The organism is Labilithrix luteola (assembly GCF_001263205.1).
In the GTDB taxonomy this organism is placed as follows: Bacteria; Myxococcota_A; Polyangia; order Polyangiales; family Polyangiaceae; genus Labilithrix; species Labilithrix luteola.
The window spans coordinates 8,420,706-8,434,204 of sequence record NZ_CP012333.1; the positions used below are offsets into that span (position 1 = coordinate 8,420,706).

At 65.0% G+C, this 13,499-nt stretch carries 13 protein-coding genes and 1 pseudogene; 7 read left to right on the forward strand and 7 right to left on the reverse strand.

What is annotated here, in order from left to right; translation table 11 throughout:
• Positions 1-347: 347 nt before the first annotated feature.
• The gene (locus tag AKJ09_RS36560) at positions 348-644 is read left to right on the forward strand and encodes a YdhR family protein (RefSeq protein ID WP_146652474.1); all 297 of its coding nucleotides are present in this window, start codon (positions 348-350) and stop codon (positions 642-644) included.
• 124 nt (positions 645-768) lie between these two features.
• On the opposite strand, the gene AKJ09_RS36565 is transcribed toward AKJ09_RS36560, so the two are convergent.
• The 3 genes and pseudogenes from AKJ09_RS36565 to AKJ09_RS36575 form a co-directional block, all read right to left on the reverse strand.
• Positions 769-1,632 carry a hypothetical protein gene (locus AKJ09_RS36565; protein WP_146652475.1) on the reverse strand — a complete coding sequence of 288 codons (864 nt, stop codon included), beginning with the start codon at positions 1,630-1,632 and terminating at the stop codon, positions 769-771.
• A 229-nt stretch (positions 1,633-1,861) separates the two neighbouring features.
• Entirely contained in the window at positions 1,862-3,277 is a 1,416-nt protein-coding gene (locus tag AKJ09_RS36570) for a hypothetical protein (RefSeq protein WP_146652476.1), read from the reverse strand.
• Between the two features lie 94 nt (positions 3,278-3,371).
• Positions 3,372-3,704, reverse strand: a pseudogene (locus tag AKJ09_RS36575) (bestrophin family protein); the annotation flags it as partial.
• A gap of 13 nt (positions 3,705-3,717) precedes the next feature.
• Between AKJ09_RS36575 and AKJ09_RS36580 the strand changes: the two are divergent.
• Both AKJ09_RS36580 and AKJ09_RS36585 read left to right on the forward strand, forming a co-directional pair.
• Positions 3,718-4,188: a transposase zinc-binding domain-containing protein gene (locus AKJ09_RS36580; RefSeq protein WP_146652478.1), complete on the forward strand. Its 471-nt coding sequence runs from the start codon at positions 3,718-3,720 to the stop codon at positions 4,186-4,188.
• Between the two features lie 116 nt (positions 4,189-4,304).
• A complete protein-coding gene (locus AKJ09_RS36585) occupies positions 4,305-5,186 on the forward strand; it encodes a hypothetical protein (protein ID WP_146652479.1) in 882 nt (293 codons plus the stop codon).
• Between the two features lie 386 nt (positions 5,187-5,572).
• Here AKJ09_RS36585 and AKJ09_RS36590 read toward each other — a convergent pair whose 3' ends face one another.
• Both AKJ09_RS36590 and AKJ09_RS36595 read right to left on the reverse strand, forming a co-directional pair.
• Complete coding sequence (locus AKJ09_RS36590) at positions 5,573-6,493, reverse strand: bestrophin family protein (protein ID WP_146656006.1); 921 nt, start codon at positions 6,491-6,493, stop codon at positions 5,573-5,575.
• A gap of 522 nt (positions 6,494-7,015) precedes the next feature.
• On the reverse strand, positions 7,016-7,927 hold the full coding sequence (locus AKJ09_RS36595) for a LysR substrate-binding domain-containing protein (RefSeq protein WP_146652480.1): 912 nt from the start codon (positions 7,925-7,927) through the stop codon (positions 7,016-7,018).
• Between the two features lie 147 nt (positions 7,928-8,074).
• On the opposite strand from AKJ09_RS36595, the gene AKJ09_RS36600 reads away from it, so the two are divergent.
• Together AKJ09_RS36600 and AKJ09_RS55735 are read left to right on the forward strand one after the other, a co-directional pair.
• The gene (locus AKJ09_RS36600) at positions 8,075-8,701 is read left to right on the forward strand and encodes an isochorismatase family protein (RefSeq protein ID WP_146652481.1); all 627 of its coding nucleotides are present in this window, start codon (positions 8,075-8,077) and stop codon (positions 8,699-8,701) included.
• 14 nt (positions 8,702-8,715) lie between these two features.
• On the forward strand, positions 8,716-8,838 hold the full coding sequence (locus AKJ09_RS55735; protein WP_275936680.1) for a hypothetical protein: 123 nt from the start codon (positions 8,716-8,718) through the stop codon (positions 8,836-8,838).
• A 126-nt stretch (positions 8,839-8,964) separates the two neighbouring features.
• Here the strand turns inward: AKJ09_RS55735 and AKJ09_RS36605 are convergent, their stop codons facing one another.
• Positions 8,965-9,489: a hypothetical protein gene (locus AKJ09_RS36605; protein WP_146652482.1), complete on the reverse strand. Its 525-nt coding sequence runs from the start codon at positions 9,487-9,489 to the stop codon at positions 8,965-8,967.
• Between the two features lie 43 nt (positions 9,490-9,532).
• Here AKJ09_RS36605 and AKJ09_RS36610 point away from each other — a divergent pair, with 43 nt between their 5' ends.
• On the forward strand, positions 9,533-9,664 hold the full coding sequence (locus AKJ09_RS36610; RefSeq protein ID WP_146652483.1) for a LuxR C-terminal-related transcriptional regulator: 132 nt from the start codon (positions 9,533-9,535) through the stop codon (positions 9,662-9,664).
• A gap of 273 nt (positions 9,665-9,937) precedes the next feature.
• Complete coding sequence (locus AKJ09_RS36615) at positions 9,938-10,453, forward strand: GNAT family N-acetyltransferase (protein WP_146652484.1); 516 nt, start codon at positions 9,938-9,940, stop codon at positions 10,451-10,453.
• Between the two features lie 31 nt (positions 10,454-10,484).
• Here the strand turns inward: AKJ09_RS36615 and AKJ09_RS36620 are convergent, their stop codons facing one another.
• Positions 10,485-13,469 (reverse strand): acyltransferase family protein, encoded by a 2,985-nt coding sequence (locus AKJ09_RS36620; protein WP_146652485.1) that lies wholly within the window; start codon positions 13,467-13,469, stop codon positions 10,485-10,487.
• Positions 13,470-13,499: the final 30 nt, after the last annotated feature.

Genomic DNA, 13,499 nt, shown 5'->3' on the forward strand with positions numbered 1-13,499 from the left:
ACGTTCATTGCCCGGTGTGGCCTCTCCGTCGCGAGCGTCGAAGGCCTCACGATCCTCCGAAACGAAAGTCGCCACGAGGTCTGGTTTCCCGTGCCCGCGTTCTGACCAATCGCGCTACGTTCGCGGCTGCGTCGGCGCGCTCGAGCTGGAATCTGTCGCGCATCGCGTCCGCGTGGCGGCAAGCGTGAGCGCGTCGCGGCAACGATCTCTGCCATCTGCACGGTGGCCACCGATGCCGCGTCGCTTCTCAGCCCTGCCATTCCGGGCGAATCGCGTGAGCCACCTGACAACCTATCGAACTGACATAGCTTCGTAGGAGGTGATAGCTGCCTCGCAAGGAGCGGGACATGATCGGCGTATTCGTTACCTTTCGCTACCGAGACAACTTCGATGAACGAGCTGTGCGGAAGATCGCTGACACCGCACGCTCGAAGTTCGAGGGAATGCCAGGGCTACGCTCGAAGGCGTTCACACTCAATCCCGTGAAGCGTGAGGCCACGAACTTCTACGTTTGGGAATCGGAGGACGCAGCGAAAGCGTTCTTTACCGATGAGGTTCTTGCTCGAGTTACCGATCTCTACGGCGTACGCCCTAGCGTCGAGTTCGTGCAGATTGCCTCTCTCGTGGAAAACGCTCGTCGCTAGACGCGCGGCTATCGCTTCGCCCAGCAGCCGAAAGGCCGCAACTCGTCCGTGCGCGAGCGCTTCGTCCGAGACGCCCTCACGCTCATCTTCGTTCGTGACGACGAGTTGGGGGAGGCGGGCGCACTCAGGGCTGAGACTGAAACGCGAAGAGCCAGAGGATTGCGCCTTGGTTGGGCGATTCGGTCCAGCTGACGTTGTACGTCCCCGCGGCGGTCACGTTCTTCGACGCCACTGCCGCCTGAACCGCGCTGCTATCGGGCAGATCCAAGAGCGAATCAATCACGGTAAAGCCGTTGTTGGGGACTGCCGTCATGTGTTTGACCCCTCCGTCGCCAAACCACACCGCGATCAAGGTCGCGGGGCCCGTCGTGGTGACGTTCCCGCTCGTGATGACAGGCCCGTTCGCCGGATAGTTCTGCGCGACGTCTTTGAGGATGCCGGCGTTCTTGATCTCGATGAAGGGGACCGTGATCTCCCCCTTCGCGGATCCATTCTTGACGACGCTGACCGTGTGGTTCGAGCCGCCGTTGCCCACGAGGGACACGTAGGCCAAGGCGTTGAAGGCGTCGCCATATCCGTTGTAGTAGACGGCGTTGCCGCGCTGGACCCAGGTGTTCGACTTGTTGTCGGTCGGAGCGTTGGAGTTGGAGGCGTAGCCGGCCTTGAGGACGAGGAACGAGCTCCCCGTTGCCTGTGTCGTCAGGGGCGTTGAAACGGCAGGACTGAAGCCGGTGCCCTCACCCTGCCAAAGCAGGGTATGAGCGCCGAGCGCGGGGGCCCCTTGCGCGGGGCCGCCCGCGTCCGACGGAGGTGTGCTCGCGTCCGACGGCGGCGTCCCAGCGTCTTGCCCTGGCGTGCCAGCATCGCGGTGTCGGCGGAGCGCCTCTTCCGCGGACGAGTCGCCACCTTCGGACGACTCGTCGTTGGCACAGGCTTCGACCGCCGCTGCCCCAACGAGCATGAAGAACACGACACCGAGACGATTCATTTTGCGCTCGAACATGCCGCGCGCATCAGCAATGCCCATGCCTGATGCGGCGGCCTTCGTAGGGCGAGCGATGACGCGTCGGCCGTTCTTCGTAGAGGCGCGGTCGCGCACGCCATTCCCACGCTTGGCGCGTGTAGTGACACGCGCGCGACCCTAGCCAATGTCACGTGGCTCTGCGGGGCAACCGGCTCAGTTCTGTGACCGCCGTCTCCACAGGCTCAGCCCGCCTTCAGGGGGCAAGCTCGTTGTACGACGTCAGCCGGATTGTGCCGTCCTTCGGCAGAACGATCTGCGTGACGAAGTCGCGCGCTCCGTAAGGGATGAGCGTCGCGCCGTCATGGCGGAACTCGGCGTAGCTCGCATGGAGATCCGATTCGACGAACGCGAGTGAGGGCGGGCTGGCGCCGATCGGGACTTCTCCGCCGTCTTCGCCGAAGGGGAGCCACGCGGCGGCTTCGGCGGGGAACTGCGGAACACGAATGCTCGTCGCGCCCGGAGCCACCACGAACGACCAGCCGAACGTATTTTCGTGTCGGTCGTAGAAGTCGATGAATCCCTCGCCGCCGTCGCTGGATGCAAGGGAGCTCGAAGCCGTCCACGTGAGCGTGGGACGCTTGGTGTCCGTCGTGTCGAACGTCAGAGTTTCGATGGTCGGTAGCGCCGTCGCCAGGTCGAACGAGGCGGCCGTGGCTGCAGCGCTGCGCTTCAGGAAGACATTGCTGCTCGTTCCTTTTCGGAAGGCCGCCCCGAACTGATGCGCATCGCCAAAGCCGGCCGGATAGTCGAGGGTCGCCGTGTCAGCTTCGCTGGCCCACTGACGAGCCGTCTCGAACCGAACACCGCCGACGATATCGCCGAGCGACACAGCGACGCCAACGTCTGCGGGGCGGTTTGTCAGCGTCAGAGTCGCGTTTGCGGGCGCCTGCCAGTCCGGCAAAGAGACGGAGAGGGCTTCCGGGCCGGCGGCGGGCACGCCGATGTCCTTCTTGAACGCGAAGGCCTTGGGTGCCGAGATGTTGTAGTCTAGGAGCGCGCTAGCGAGCACCGCGGTCGGCGTTCCGAGACAGTTCTCCCACGCATTGATCAGGAGTGCCGCCTCGATGCTCTGTGAAGGCCAGCTCCCGCCGCAAGGGCCGACAGTGACGCCGTACGAGTCGGCGCCTTCGTAGCTGCCGAACAGGTGAAAGCCGTACGCCCCACGATCCTCGACGGTCGTCGGAAAAGGGTCTTTGACGACGAGGTCATCGCCGGCCTCCACGCCCGTCCATGTGTGAATGAGGCGGCCTGAAGCTGCTCCGCCGAGGAGCACGCTCACTTGGGCGGGGATCGTGGTGGAGCTCGTGGCTTTGCCCGTCGCGTCCGTCTTCGTGGTCCCGAGGACGGCGCCGGCCGCGTCGTGGAAGACGACGAGTACGTCGGCGGCAGGCCCGGAACCGCGCGTGACGGTTACGGTGACGACCGACGGCTTGGCATCGGCCGCATCGGCGGTATCGACGTCGGCCTTCGAGGCGTCGACCGCCGGGGGCTCGTAGGTGCCGGCATCGGGATCGAAGGTGCCTGGCGTGTTGCTCGAGGAGTCGTCCTGACACGCGAAGAGTGCAAGGGTGGTGGCAAGCGAACCAAGCCAAAAGATGGATTTGCGCATGATCGCGAAACATCGCGCAGCGCGGCATGACTTGTAAATCACTGCTTGAAAGCTCTGCCGCAAACGAGTGCGCGAGTGGCGTACGTCGTGACGTTCACCGAAGCACGAAGTCGAGGCAGGAGGGCGGCTCGAGCGGCGGCGGCGGGGCGACGCCCATCGCGTCCGACAGATCAATCTCGACGATGCGTGCGAGAGCGTCGATCGGGAGATCGTTCGCCGAAAGGCCGAACGGTTCCTCGAGCTCGTCGCCCAACGCGTCGAGCCCGAAGAAGGTGTACGCCACCACCGCGGCGACGAGGGGAGTGACGAGGCCAACCGCTCCCACGAGACCGAACGGAAGCAGCAGACAGAACAGGTACGCCGTGCGGTGCAACAAGAGCGAATACGCAAAAGGCAAAGGCGTATTTCGTATTCGCTCGCAAGCCGCCGCGCGCGGCTTCGTGCAGGCGGGCTGCGAAACCTGCGAGCACGATCTGCTCGTCGCCTTCCGTTGCAAGCTTCGCGGAATATGCCCGAGCTGCACAGGCCGACGCATGGCGAACACTGCGGCGCTCCTGGACGATCGCGTTCTCCCCGCCGTGCCGTTGCCCCAGTGGGGTCTCTCGCTACCGTTCGACCTCCTCGCTGTCGCGGCGTTCGACGCCAAGGTGCTTCGCGCGCTCGTTCTGCACTTCGTCTTCGCGATCGAGTTTTGCTGCCGAGCGTGGGCGAAACGTGCAGCAGTTGCGCGAAGGCGAGAAGCTCGCGGGGGAGCAGTCACCTTCGTGCAGCGCTTCGGTTCGAGCCTCAACCTGAACGTCCACTTTCACGTCGTCGTGCTCGATCGTGTCTACGTGCGGGAGGCGGACGGCCAGCTTGTTCGTTGCCGCCGCCGACCGGGGTTGGCCGTCCTCCCGCGCTCGCATGGTTGATGTGGGAAAAGGTGCGTTGAACAGCCGAGGGGCCAAGTCCGTCCAAAGGGGGCTGAGCATGCTGAGCCGTTCAGGATGTGGTGTCGGTCGTTGATGAGCTACGTTGAGGAGGTCTCGTGACCGTTCGTAGTTCCGTCGATTGTGTTCGTTGCGGTGCTCCGCTTTCGCCGGTCACTACGAGCGGTGGCGGCGTTGGTGTAAGCGCCTTGTGTTCGTTTTGCGGAGCCGTCCAGCCTCAGGCTGTGCAGCCTTCGGCCACCGCGATTCAGCAGGCGGTCCAGGGCATGCTCCGGGAGGACCGCAACGCCAATGGCGTGCCGGACGCCCTCGAGAACGCGTGGCTCCAGAGTCTACACACTGCCGCGCAGGCAACGCCCACGGCGCAATCCGCGCAAGCTAGGCCAAGCGGGGTCGCGTTGGGGGTGGGGCTCGTCTGGCTCGTTGTCTCGATGGTCGGAACGGGCTTCATTACTTGGGTCAATCTGAAGGCTGACCGTTCGCCGCGGCGGTCTGCAACGCCTGTCGCGACGGCTGTCGCGACGCCGACCTTGCCAGTGTCGACGACGTCCGCTTCGGCCGTGCCCAGTCCTCCGGCCACGGCGGCGTCGGCCAAGAAGCCGGCGGCCTCGATCACTCCAACGGCGGTCGCCTCGAAGCTCACCGACGAGCAGTGGGGGCGGCAGGCGGTTGCCGCGCAGAGCAGCGGTCTCCTCGGCTGCATGGAGCAAGACCTTGTGCGCAATCCGAACGCTCCGAAGGCCTACACGGTATCGGTGCTCATCGAGAGCGACGGCGCACCGCTCAATTCGTCGACGACGTTCTCACCGACCGCAAGCAGTGGCTTCACGATGTGCGCGCGCAACGTCATCTTCTATGGGTTTAACGGGCGCTACGGCTCCGGCCCGCCGAGTCACAAGCCGTTCACTTTCGCGACGAGCGTGGCATTTCCGAACGCGAAGCCGGCGGCAAAGGCCGAATCCGGGCGCGGCTGGGACTGACGGACGCGTGCCCCGCCTCTTGATCGTGGCGATCGAAGGAGGCGGAATCGGAAAATGGCGACGCTGCTATTCCGACAGCGAGAGGCAGGCCGATCAGGAGAGGTAGGAGCGGTAGATCCTGGGAAGTTCGCAGGCGCATGGCTACTACCTATCCGGGAGCACTATCGTAGCGACGCCTCCTCGATGATCGTCTCCCACCGGCGTCATACTCCCGGTTTCGGTCGTGCGTCGCTGGTGATCGACCGCGCATCGCCGCCCAGCACATCCAAGGCCGTGACAGGGAGATCCTCGACTTGCCGACATCGACAAGCTCGTCGACGAGATTGCGAGTGGTCCTTCGTCGTATTGACGTCGCTTGCAACGGGCCGTCACGCGAGCCGTGACGTTCACCGAAGCACGAAGTCGACGGGCTCGAGCGGCGGCGGCGGGGCGACGCCCATCGCGTCCGACAGATCAATCTCGACGATGCGTGCGAGAGCGTCGATCGGGAGATCGTTTGCCGAAAGGCCGAACGGTTCCTCGAGCTCGTCGCCCAACGCGTCGAGCCCGAAGAAGGTGTACGCCACTACCGCGGCGACGAGGGGAGTGACGAGGCCAACCGCTCCCACGAGACCGAACGGAAGCAGCAGACAGAACAGGTACGCCGTGCGGTGCAACAAGAGCGAATACGCAAAAGGCAAAGGCGTATTTCGTATTCGCTCGCAAGCCGCCTGAACGCCGGCCATGGCGTTGATACGTTGAGCCACCGTCGCGTAGAGCACGTCGGTGAGTCGCCCGTCTCGCACGCAGCGCGTGAGTTCGGTCGTCATGACGACGAGAATCGCGTCGGTGACGTTCGAGCGGTCTGCGAACGTTCGACGTTCGTGCTCCGGAAGGATGCGCGCCGTCGCGGCGATCTCGTCGGCTCCGCGCAGGCGGGCCGCGAGCGCGTAAGCGAAGGCGCTCGCGTGACGCAGAATGAATGACCGCCGCTCGCGGTCGGCTTCGTCGGGGAGAAGTCCTTGCAACTCACGCGCGAGACTCCGCGCCTCCCAAATCAGCTGTCCCCAATGCTTCCGCGCTTCCCACCAACGCTCGAAACACGCGCTGTTGCGAAAGCTGAGAAAGACGGAAAGCGCGAGGCCGATGACCGTGAAGGGAGCGACGGTGAAGCTCGCGACGGCAGAGGTCGGGTGGGTCCGGACGTAGAACGCCACGCCCGTCGCAAGGAGCGCAATGAACGCCACCCTCGGCGCGACGACCGGCACGATGGAACCGCGCAGCGCGAAGAGGAGGTCGAAGAACGAAGGCTTCGGCCGAACGATCACGACGTCGGCCCGATGCCGGCGACGCACGCCAGGTCGTACGCAGTTCTCGTTCTCATCGCCTCGCGACGCTACCACGCCAGCTCGTCGTCTCCATCGTGGCGCTGGTATGGATGAGCTTTGAATCCACTCTCGCTCCGCTAAGAGAGCCGGCCCCATGGCGGCGAAGTCCTGACCCTGATTGGCCAAACGACGCCTGGTTCAAGATCGAGTATCGCGGGGAGGTGCTGTGGGCGTTCCACCGGGAATCGGCCGAGTACCTTCGGCGGTTTCTCGCGTCCGCCGCTCGCGATCATGAGCGCTACCGCTGGGCGAACTTCCTTCTACACGTGCCGGACGTTTTTTTGTCGGCGAAGGCTCGGGAGACGGTCGTGAAGCGCTTGGATCGAATTCTGCCCTGACGCCGCCCGCTGCTCGTCTTACGACTTGTTACGGAACATCGTCACGGCGGACGAAGAATCGAACTCCAATCAAATTTCAGCCGCTATCGCCTCGTAGGATTGCCTTCCGCCCCTGCTGTGGCGGCTAAAGGGCCACCATCTTCGGGAGCTCGGCGGCGAGGCAATCGACGAACGCGCGCACCGCCGGAAGAAGTCCTAGCCGGTGCGGGACCAGGGCGGTCAGCGTGGAATCGCCCGCAATCCAGTCGGGCAGGACGCGACGTAGGGCACCCCTGCGGACATCGACCCGACAGACGTATCCGGGAAGAGCAACGATGCCCAGGCCCGCGATCGCTGCGTGCTTCAAGCCGACCATATCGGAGGTGATCAACCGCGGCGTGAGCTGCAGCACGACTTCCTTGCTGGCACCTCTCGCGCGCCGGAGCCGCCACTCGGGGGCGACGTTGGCTCGCATCATGAACAGCGAAGGATGCTTGGCGAGGTCCTTCGGCGTCTGCGGTGCGCCTTGCGTATCCAGGTAGCGTGCGCCCGCGAAGAGGTACCACGGAGCGGGAGCCAGAGTCCGGGCCACGAGCGTCGAATCGCGCAGCGGCCCCGTATGGGCGCGGACGGCGACGTCGTAATTCTCTCCAACGATGTCCACGAAATCGTCGGTGGCGGAGCCGATCAGGTTCACGAGGGGATAACGGGCGAGGAATTCGGCGACGACCTCGTTCATGGCGAACTGCGCGGTGGCGACCGACGCGGTGAACCGGACGGTCCCCTTCGGTTCGGTCAAACGATCGCGTGTCGCGGACTCCGCCAGCTCAGCATGCTCGAGCATCGCCACGGCATGTCGGTAGAATTCGCGGCCGACGTCCGACACTCCGAAGCGCCGCGACGTCCTGTTGAGCAGGCGAACGCCAAGACTCTTCTCGAGCTCCTGGATGCGATGGCTGATGGTCGACTTCGGGATGCGAAGCGAACGGCTCGCCGCGGTAAACCCCCGGCGATCGACGACGTGCACGAAGTAGTAGAAGTCGTTGAGGTCGAGCATCGTGGCCCATCGTCCAACCCATGGGACGCTGGGTCCAATTCTTCGCGACTTCTGTACGGCGGATCCAAAGGCTACGGATCGCGGAAGTCCCGGGGCGCTCGCCGTGCCTGCGGGGCATCGCCAAACCGTTTACGTGTGGAGGGATTCATGTTTGATCGGAATCGTCCGTATGAGCCTCTGACGTCCGAGAACGCCGCGCTCGTCCTCGTCGATCACCAGATCGGCCTCATGACGGGCGTTCGTGACATGTCGCCGGCAGAGCTGAAGCACAACGTCGTCGCTCTTGCCAAAGCGGCCAGAGCGCTCGAGCTCCCGATCGTCGTCACCACGACAGCGCGCGACAGCATGTGGGGGCCCACTGTGCCTGAGCTCGTCGAAGCATTGCCTGGGGCACAGATCATCGACCGGTCCACCGTCAACGCGTTCGACGACGCGCGAACGGCTCGGGCCATCGAAGCGACGGGCCGGAAGAAGCTGATCTTCGCCGGCCTCTCGCTCGAAGTCTGCGCCACGTTCCCGGCGATTACTGCGCTCAGCAAGGGATACGCCGCCTACATCGCCGTCGACGCCTGCGGGACGTTCAATCGGACGAAGCGTGAGGCCGGCCTCTTGCGTATGCTGCAAGCGGGCGTCATCGTCGCCGACCACGCCACTCTCATGATGGAGATCATGAAGGACAACGGTCGACCGGAGGCGGGGGCCGTCTACGGCGCCCTCGACATGGACTGGGCGAAGCTCGTGGGGCAGCTCGCGCAGGCCCACGACAAGAACTGAGGCGATTGGTCTTCGTGACGTTCGGCAACGTCGACGCCCCAGGCAGCTGCGCGCCGCGGATCGATGCGTTCGTCGAGCGGCGCCTCGACTGGGCCAAGCCGCTCGGCGTGCTCGAGTTCACAGATATGCCGTCTTGATTCGCACAGCGCGTGCGCTTACCCCATAAGGGTAGGCGTACGCCTGTGCGAACGCAGCTGGCCAAGAGCTGCGCCCGCCGAGTAGCAGGTCCGACTGCGGCAGCGGACGTCTCGTTGGAGCGTTTGTCATCGAGCCCCGCCGGCACCACCGACCGCTTCGACGAGCTCGTCGCCCAACGCGTCGAGCCCGAAGAAGGTGTACGCCACCACCGCTGGATGTCGTGCGATAATCATGACCCGATGGGGGGCATACCTTGGCAGCGTGCTCGGTCGGTCATTCGTTTGCTGAACGAAGTGCATGAGCTCGGACAGACGACCGAGGCCGCGCGTGCCCACCTCGTCGAGAGCCTCCTCCACGTCGTCGGCGCCGTCATCGGCACTTGCGTGCTGGACGTCGATTACCGCCCCGGTGCGACGAATAGCCTGAAGAAGGTGACCCTCGCTGGGTTCGACGATACCAGCATCGCGCTCTTCCAAGCGGGGCAGAGCAACGGCGCGTGCGTCAATCCCTATCACGCGCAGCGAATCAATCGCCTCAGCGCGAAACCAGGCGAGGTGCTTGCGGCGACGGACCGTGATCTGCTGACGACACGTGACTGGTATTCTTCGCCGTGGGTGTCGGACCTCGCGCGCCCGGCGCGGTTCGATCACTCTCGTTCACCTCGAGTGCGCTGGGCTCTACGTCGAACCGCAGATGGGCGTCTCGCTCTCACCGCGCATCGAGGCCACGCTCGAGCATCTCCTCACGGGCGCAAGCGACAAGGAGATCGCCGTGCGGCTTGATTTGAGCCCGCACACGGTCCGTCAGTACGTGAAAACGATCTAACAAGCCTATGGCGTGACGAGCCGTGCGCAGCTCATCGCCCGGGTCCTCGCCGGCAGGCGGACGCACGCGTCGGCGTCGACGTGAAGCTCGGTCCCGGAGGCGGCTGCGGCTGCGGCTGCGCACGTCTCGAGCGCTGCCGGTACCACCGACCGTCTCGGCAACTCATTGTGCCGGTCGGAGTCAGAGCCGAAAGGGGACGCCGCCCTTGGCGGTACGGCGTTGCGCCGTTGCCGAGCGAGTACAACATCACGAACCTCGTGGTACGCATCGCAGATGAACGTCGTCGTGCGTCCAGCCTTGCTTTCCGAAGTCGCCGACGTCCAACGCATCGGAGTCGAGGCCGACGAGCGGTTCGTCGAAGTCGGGCACCCCGAGCTTGCCGATGGTTCGACGATGCCGACGGAGGCGGCCGAGAAGGCGATCGCCTCGGGCCGCCTTCTCGTTGCCGAAACCGTCGAGGGGAGGGTTGTCGGTTGGTCTTATGTCGGACGAATCGGCGGCGAGCTTTGCCTCGGTCAGATCAGTGTTGCTCTTGCGTATGGACGCTGCGGTGTCGGAACGGCGCTGCTCCGTGCAATCATCGAAGGTGCAAAGGCTGCAGGCGAACCGTCGATCGTGCTCAATACGCAGGCCGACGTTCCGTGGAATTTACCGTGGTACGAGCGTCACGGATTTCGCGTCATCGAGCGCGAAGCGTGGACGCCGGAGCTCGAACGCATTGCCGTCGAACAGTCTGCGAGCGGGCTCGACTGGGCCAACCGTGTGCATATGCGCTTGGCGCTCCGATGATGGTCGTGACTCGCAGACTGAGCTCGAAGGATCACGGTCGGATCGGGAGCACGCGCCAACCGCCCGAGGCGATGCACTGGTCGACCTTCGCGTCCCGCACGAGGTAGAGGGCGCGGAGCGGGCGATCCTTGGCGATCGGGATCTCGATGATCGAGGCATCTTTCGGCAGCTCTTCGCCGCGTGACAAGGGCACGTAGCGATTCGCCACGCCTTGTCTAGTGTAGTCGAGCGAGAATCGGTCGGGGTCGCTCCTCGGCCACGGATGCAGCACGATGTTGACCTGCTTGCTCACGAGATACGGCAGGCTGGCTCCGCGCCGGTGACCCGGCCGATTTCCCAGGATCACGCCCTCGCGGGCAATCACGGGATCGCTCAGCCCCAACATGTCGATTGTGCGCAGGTCCGAGTAATAAGGAATCGCGCCCGCCGCCATCACGGCGATCGTGATGTCGCGATCGCACGCCAAGGCGTGCCTGACTCCGCGCCCAATCTCGCCCCAGTCCTGGTCGTGGTTCGTGAGGTGGGCGTCGAGCCCGCGCACCGTCTCCACGGCGCCAGCCTCGTCGACGAAGGGAAGGTGCGCGAACCTGGCGTAGAAGAGCGCCGAGCCGACCACGCTCGCCGCGGTGAAGCCCCAGACGAGCCTCTCTCCCCTGGAGCTCAGTAGCCAGGTGCCGAGCACCGCCACCAGCGGCAGGACGGGGACGAAGAGTCGATACTCCATGAAGTCGCCACCGACGGCGACGATATAGGCGCCCCAGACGACGGCGACGAACATCAGCGCCCGAACGAGGAACGGCGGGCACCGCAGGGAGTCGCGCCCGAGGTAGATCGGGTAGACCGCGAGCGCGAGCAAGGGCATGAACTGATAGTTCGTCAGGAACGAGAACAGGTACGAGAAGCCGCTGCGGAGCGTCGTGCCGTCACCGCCGCTCGCCTTCGCATAGAAGGTATTGGGCAAAAGGTTGTGGAAGACGAACCAGCCGAATGCGGCCAGGCTGGCGCCGAGCACCGTCACGGGAAGCGCCGCAGCCAGCGCGAGGCGGACCGAGCGCTCGCGCCGCGCCTGCGCGAGCGCGGCGAGCAGCAGCGGACCGACGAGCAGCGCGCTGTCGAGTCGCGACCACAGCGCGAGCCCCCCCGCGAGCGAGGCGCCAGCAAACCAGCCGACGCTCGACCGTGCGGAGGGCCCGGTGCATCCCCGAAACACGCACCACGCCACGACCACCACGAACATCGCCTGGCTCTGGGTCTCGAGACCGCCCGTCGCGTGCGCGTTGAACGACGCGTTCAGCCCCAGCCCGAGAACGACGGCGATTCCCAGGGACCGGAACTTGGTTAGGCGCGCCGCAAGCTTGCCGGCCAGCACGAGGCCGATGACGAAGCACGCGAGCCCGAGGCCCTGGGACAGACGCACGGGATCGCGGCCGAACCGGATGCCCAGTGCGATGGCGAGCGTCCAGAGTGGATTCGTGAATCCCTGGAGAGGAGGCTCGCCCACGTTCCACACGAGGCCGTGCCCCGCTGCGAGATGGCGGGCATAGCGAAACGAGATGAAGGCGTCGTCCTGGATGAAACGATTGAACCAGGCGAGAACGGCGGCGAGTGCGACGGAGCCAGCGAAGAGCCATCGTTGGACGTCGAGCGGTCGGTGCGAGGCCGCCGGCACCTCCGCCGGCACGACGAGATTGCTCGCCGTTTCCGGGCCGGGACGCAGCGTCATGAACGGCCGCTCCACGAACAGGTAGATCGCTGCCGCCGCGACGAACGTTCCTGCGATGTCGAGCGGCATGAACGCCACCATCGGGGAGGCTCGCCCTTCCCACACGAGCGGCGAGCGCCACTTGTGAACGACCGCGCAGACGATCGGATTCACCAGATATGCGCCATAGGCAAGTTGCCCGATGGGATACAGAACGCGAGAAGACAGGAATCGGCCGAGCATCCTGCCCAATGGCTGCTGAGACAGCGAGAGCAGGAGCACGTAGGCAACTGCGATTCCGAAGAGCGTGCGCGACGTCGCCAGAAAGGTGACCTCCACGACCCGCGGAGTGCCCACTACGAGCGGCCAGTGGGTGCTCGCGGCAGCGACGCCAAACGCCACCACGACGCCGGCCGTGCCCAGCCCGCGCCTCCTCGAGAGTGCTGCCATGAAGCTCGGTACTCGAAACAGGTACGCGGCGAAGACGCCGATCAGCAGCGGCCCCGCCCTCATCCACGGCTTGACGTAGAGATGGTCGAAGCCGAGCGTCCATCGGAAGAAATCTCGATTGATCGCTATCTCGGAGTCGATCGCGAAGAAGCCGCCAGAGACGACGACGACCGCGCCGACGGTCACGAGCAGCGCGATCACGGCGGCGAGCGTCCGGAGCCGAGCGCTCGCGCCGAGCCCAGCCAAGCCTCCCACCAGCCATGGGCACACGAGATAGAACTGCTCTTCGATCGCGAGCGACCAGGTCCACCCCATCGCCCCCTGGAGAATGGGGACGAAGTTACTCACGTAGAGCAAGTTCGCCCAGACCATGGAGGAGTGATCGCCGATGAGCGCGACGTTCAGGACCGCCGCCAGCAAGAGCGCTGGCCAGAGTCGCAGCAGACGCCGCCAGTAGAATCGCGTGAGGTCCAGGTGCCCCGTGCGCTCTCGTTCGTCGATCAAGAGCCCGGCGATCAAGAAGCCCGAGAGCACGAAGAAGACGTCGACGCCGAAGTCACCTCGCCAAACGGGGACCATCCAGCGCGACTCGAGGAGCGCGACGTAGGCCGGAATCGGAACGAACGGGCTCGCGTACCAGGCCGCATGGAAGACCACGACCCAGAGAATCGACAGGGCGCGCAGCCCGTCGAGCGGCCTCAAGTGCGTGCCAGGAGGCACGAAGAGGAGGCGGAGATTACGACGAAGCGAAAAGGCGCGCTTCAGCCGGTCGGGCAGCTCACTCCGGTCCGATAGCTCACGTTCTTCGAGGGAAGGTCCCTGCTCGCCGAGCGGCGCCATGACCAACGCTCGCACGAACGGCATCGCGATGGCTACTGGTGTGCGCTTGGCCTA

Excerpts from the sequence above, each read along its gene's own strand:
- AKJ09_RS36620 (WP_146652485.1), bottom strand. The coding sequence starts at position 13,469 with ATGCCGTTCGTGCGAGCGTTGGTCATGGCGCCGCTCGGCGAGCAGGGA.
- AKJ09_RS36570 (WP_146652476.1), bottom strand. The coding sequence starts at position 3,277 with ATGCGCAAATCCATCTTTTGGCTTGGTTCGCTTGCCACCACCCTTGCA.
- AKJ09_RS36600 (WP_146652481.1), top strand. The coding sequence starts at position 8,075 with ATGTTTGATCGGAATCGTCCGTATGAGCCTCTGACGTCCGAGAACGCC.
- AKJ09_RS36565 (WP_146652475.1), bottom strand. The coding sequence starts at position 1,632 with ATGAATCGTCTCGGTGTCGTGTTCTTCATGCTCGTTGGGGCAGCGGCG.
- AKJ09_RS36560 (WP_146652474.1), top strand. The coding sequence starts at position 348 with ATGATCGGCGTATTCGTTACCTTTCGCTACCGAGACAACTTCGATGAA.
- AKJ09_RS36615 (WP_146652484.1), top strand. The coding sequence starts at position 9,938 with ATGAACGTCGTCGTGCGTCCAGCCTTGCTTTCCGAAGTCGCCGACGTC.
- AKJ09_RS36610 (WP_146652483.1), top strand. The coding sequence starts at position 9,533 with ATGGGCGTCTCGCTCTCACCGCGCATCGAGGCCACGCTCGAGCATCTC.
- AKJ09_RS36595 (WP_146652480.1), bottom strand. The coding sequence starts at position 7,927 with ATGCTCGACCTCAACGACTTCTACTACTTCGTGCACGTCGTCGATCGC.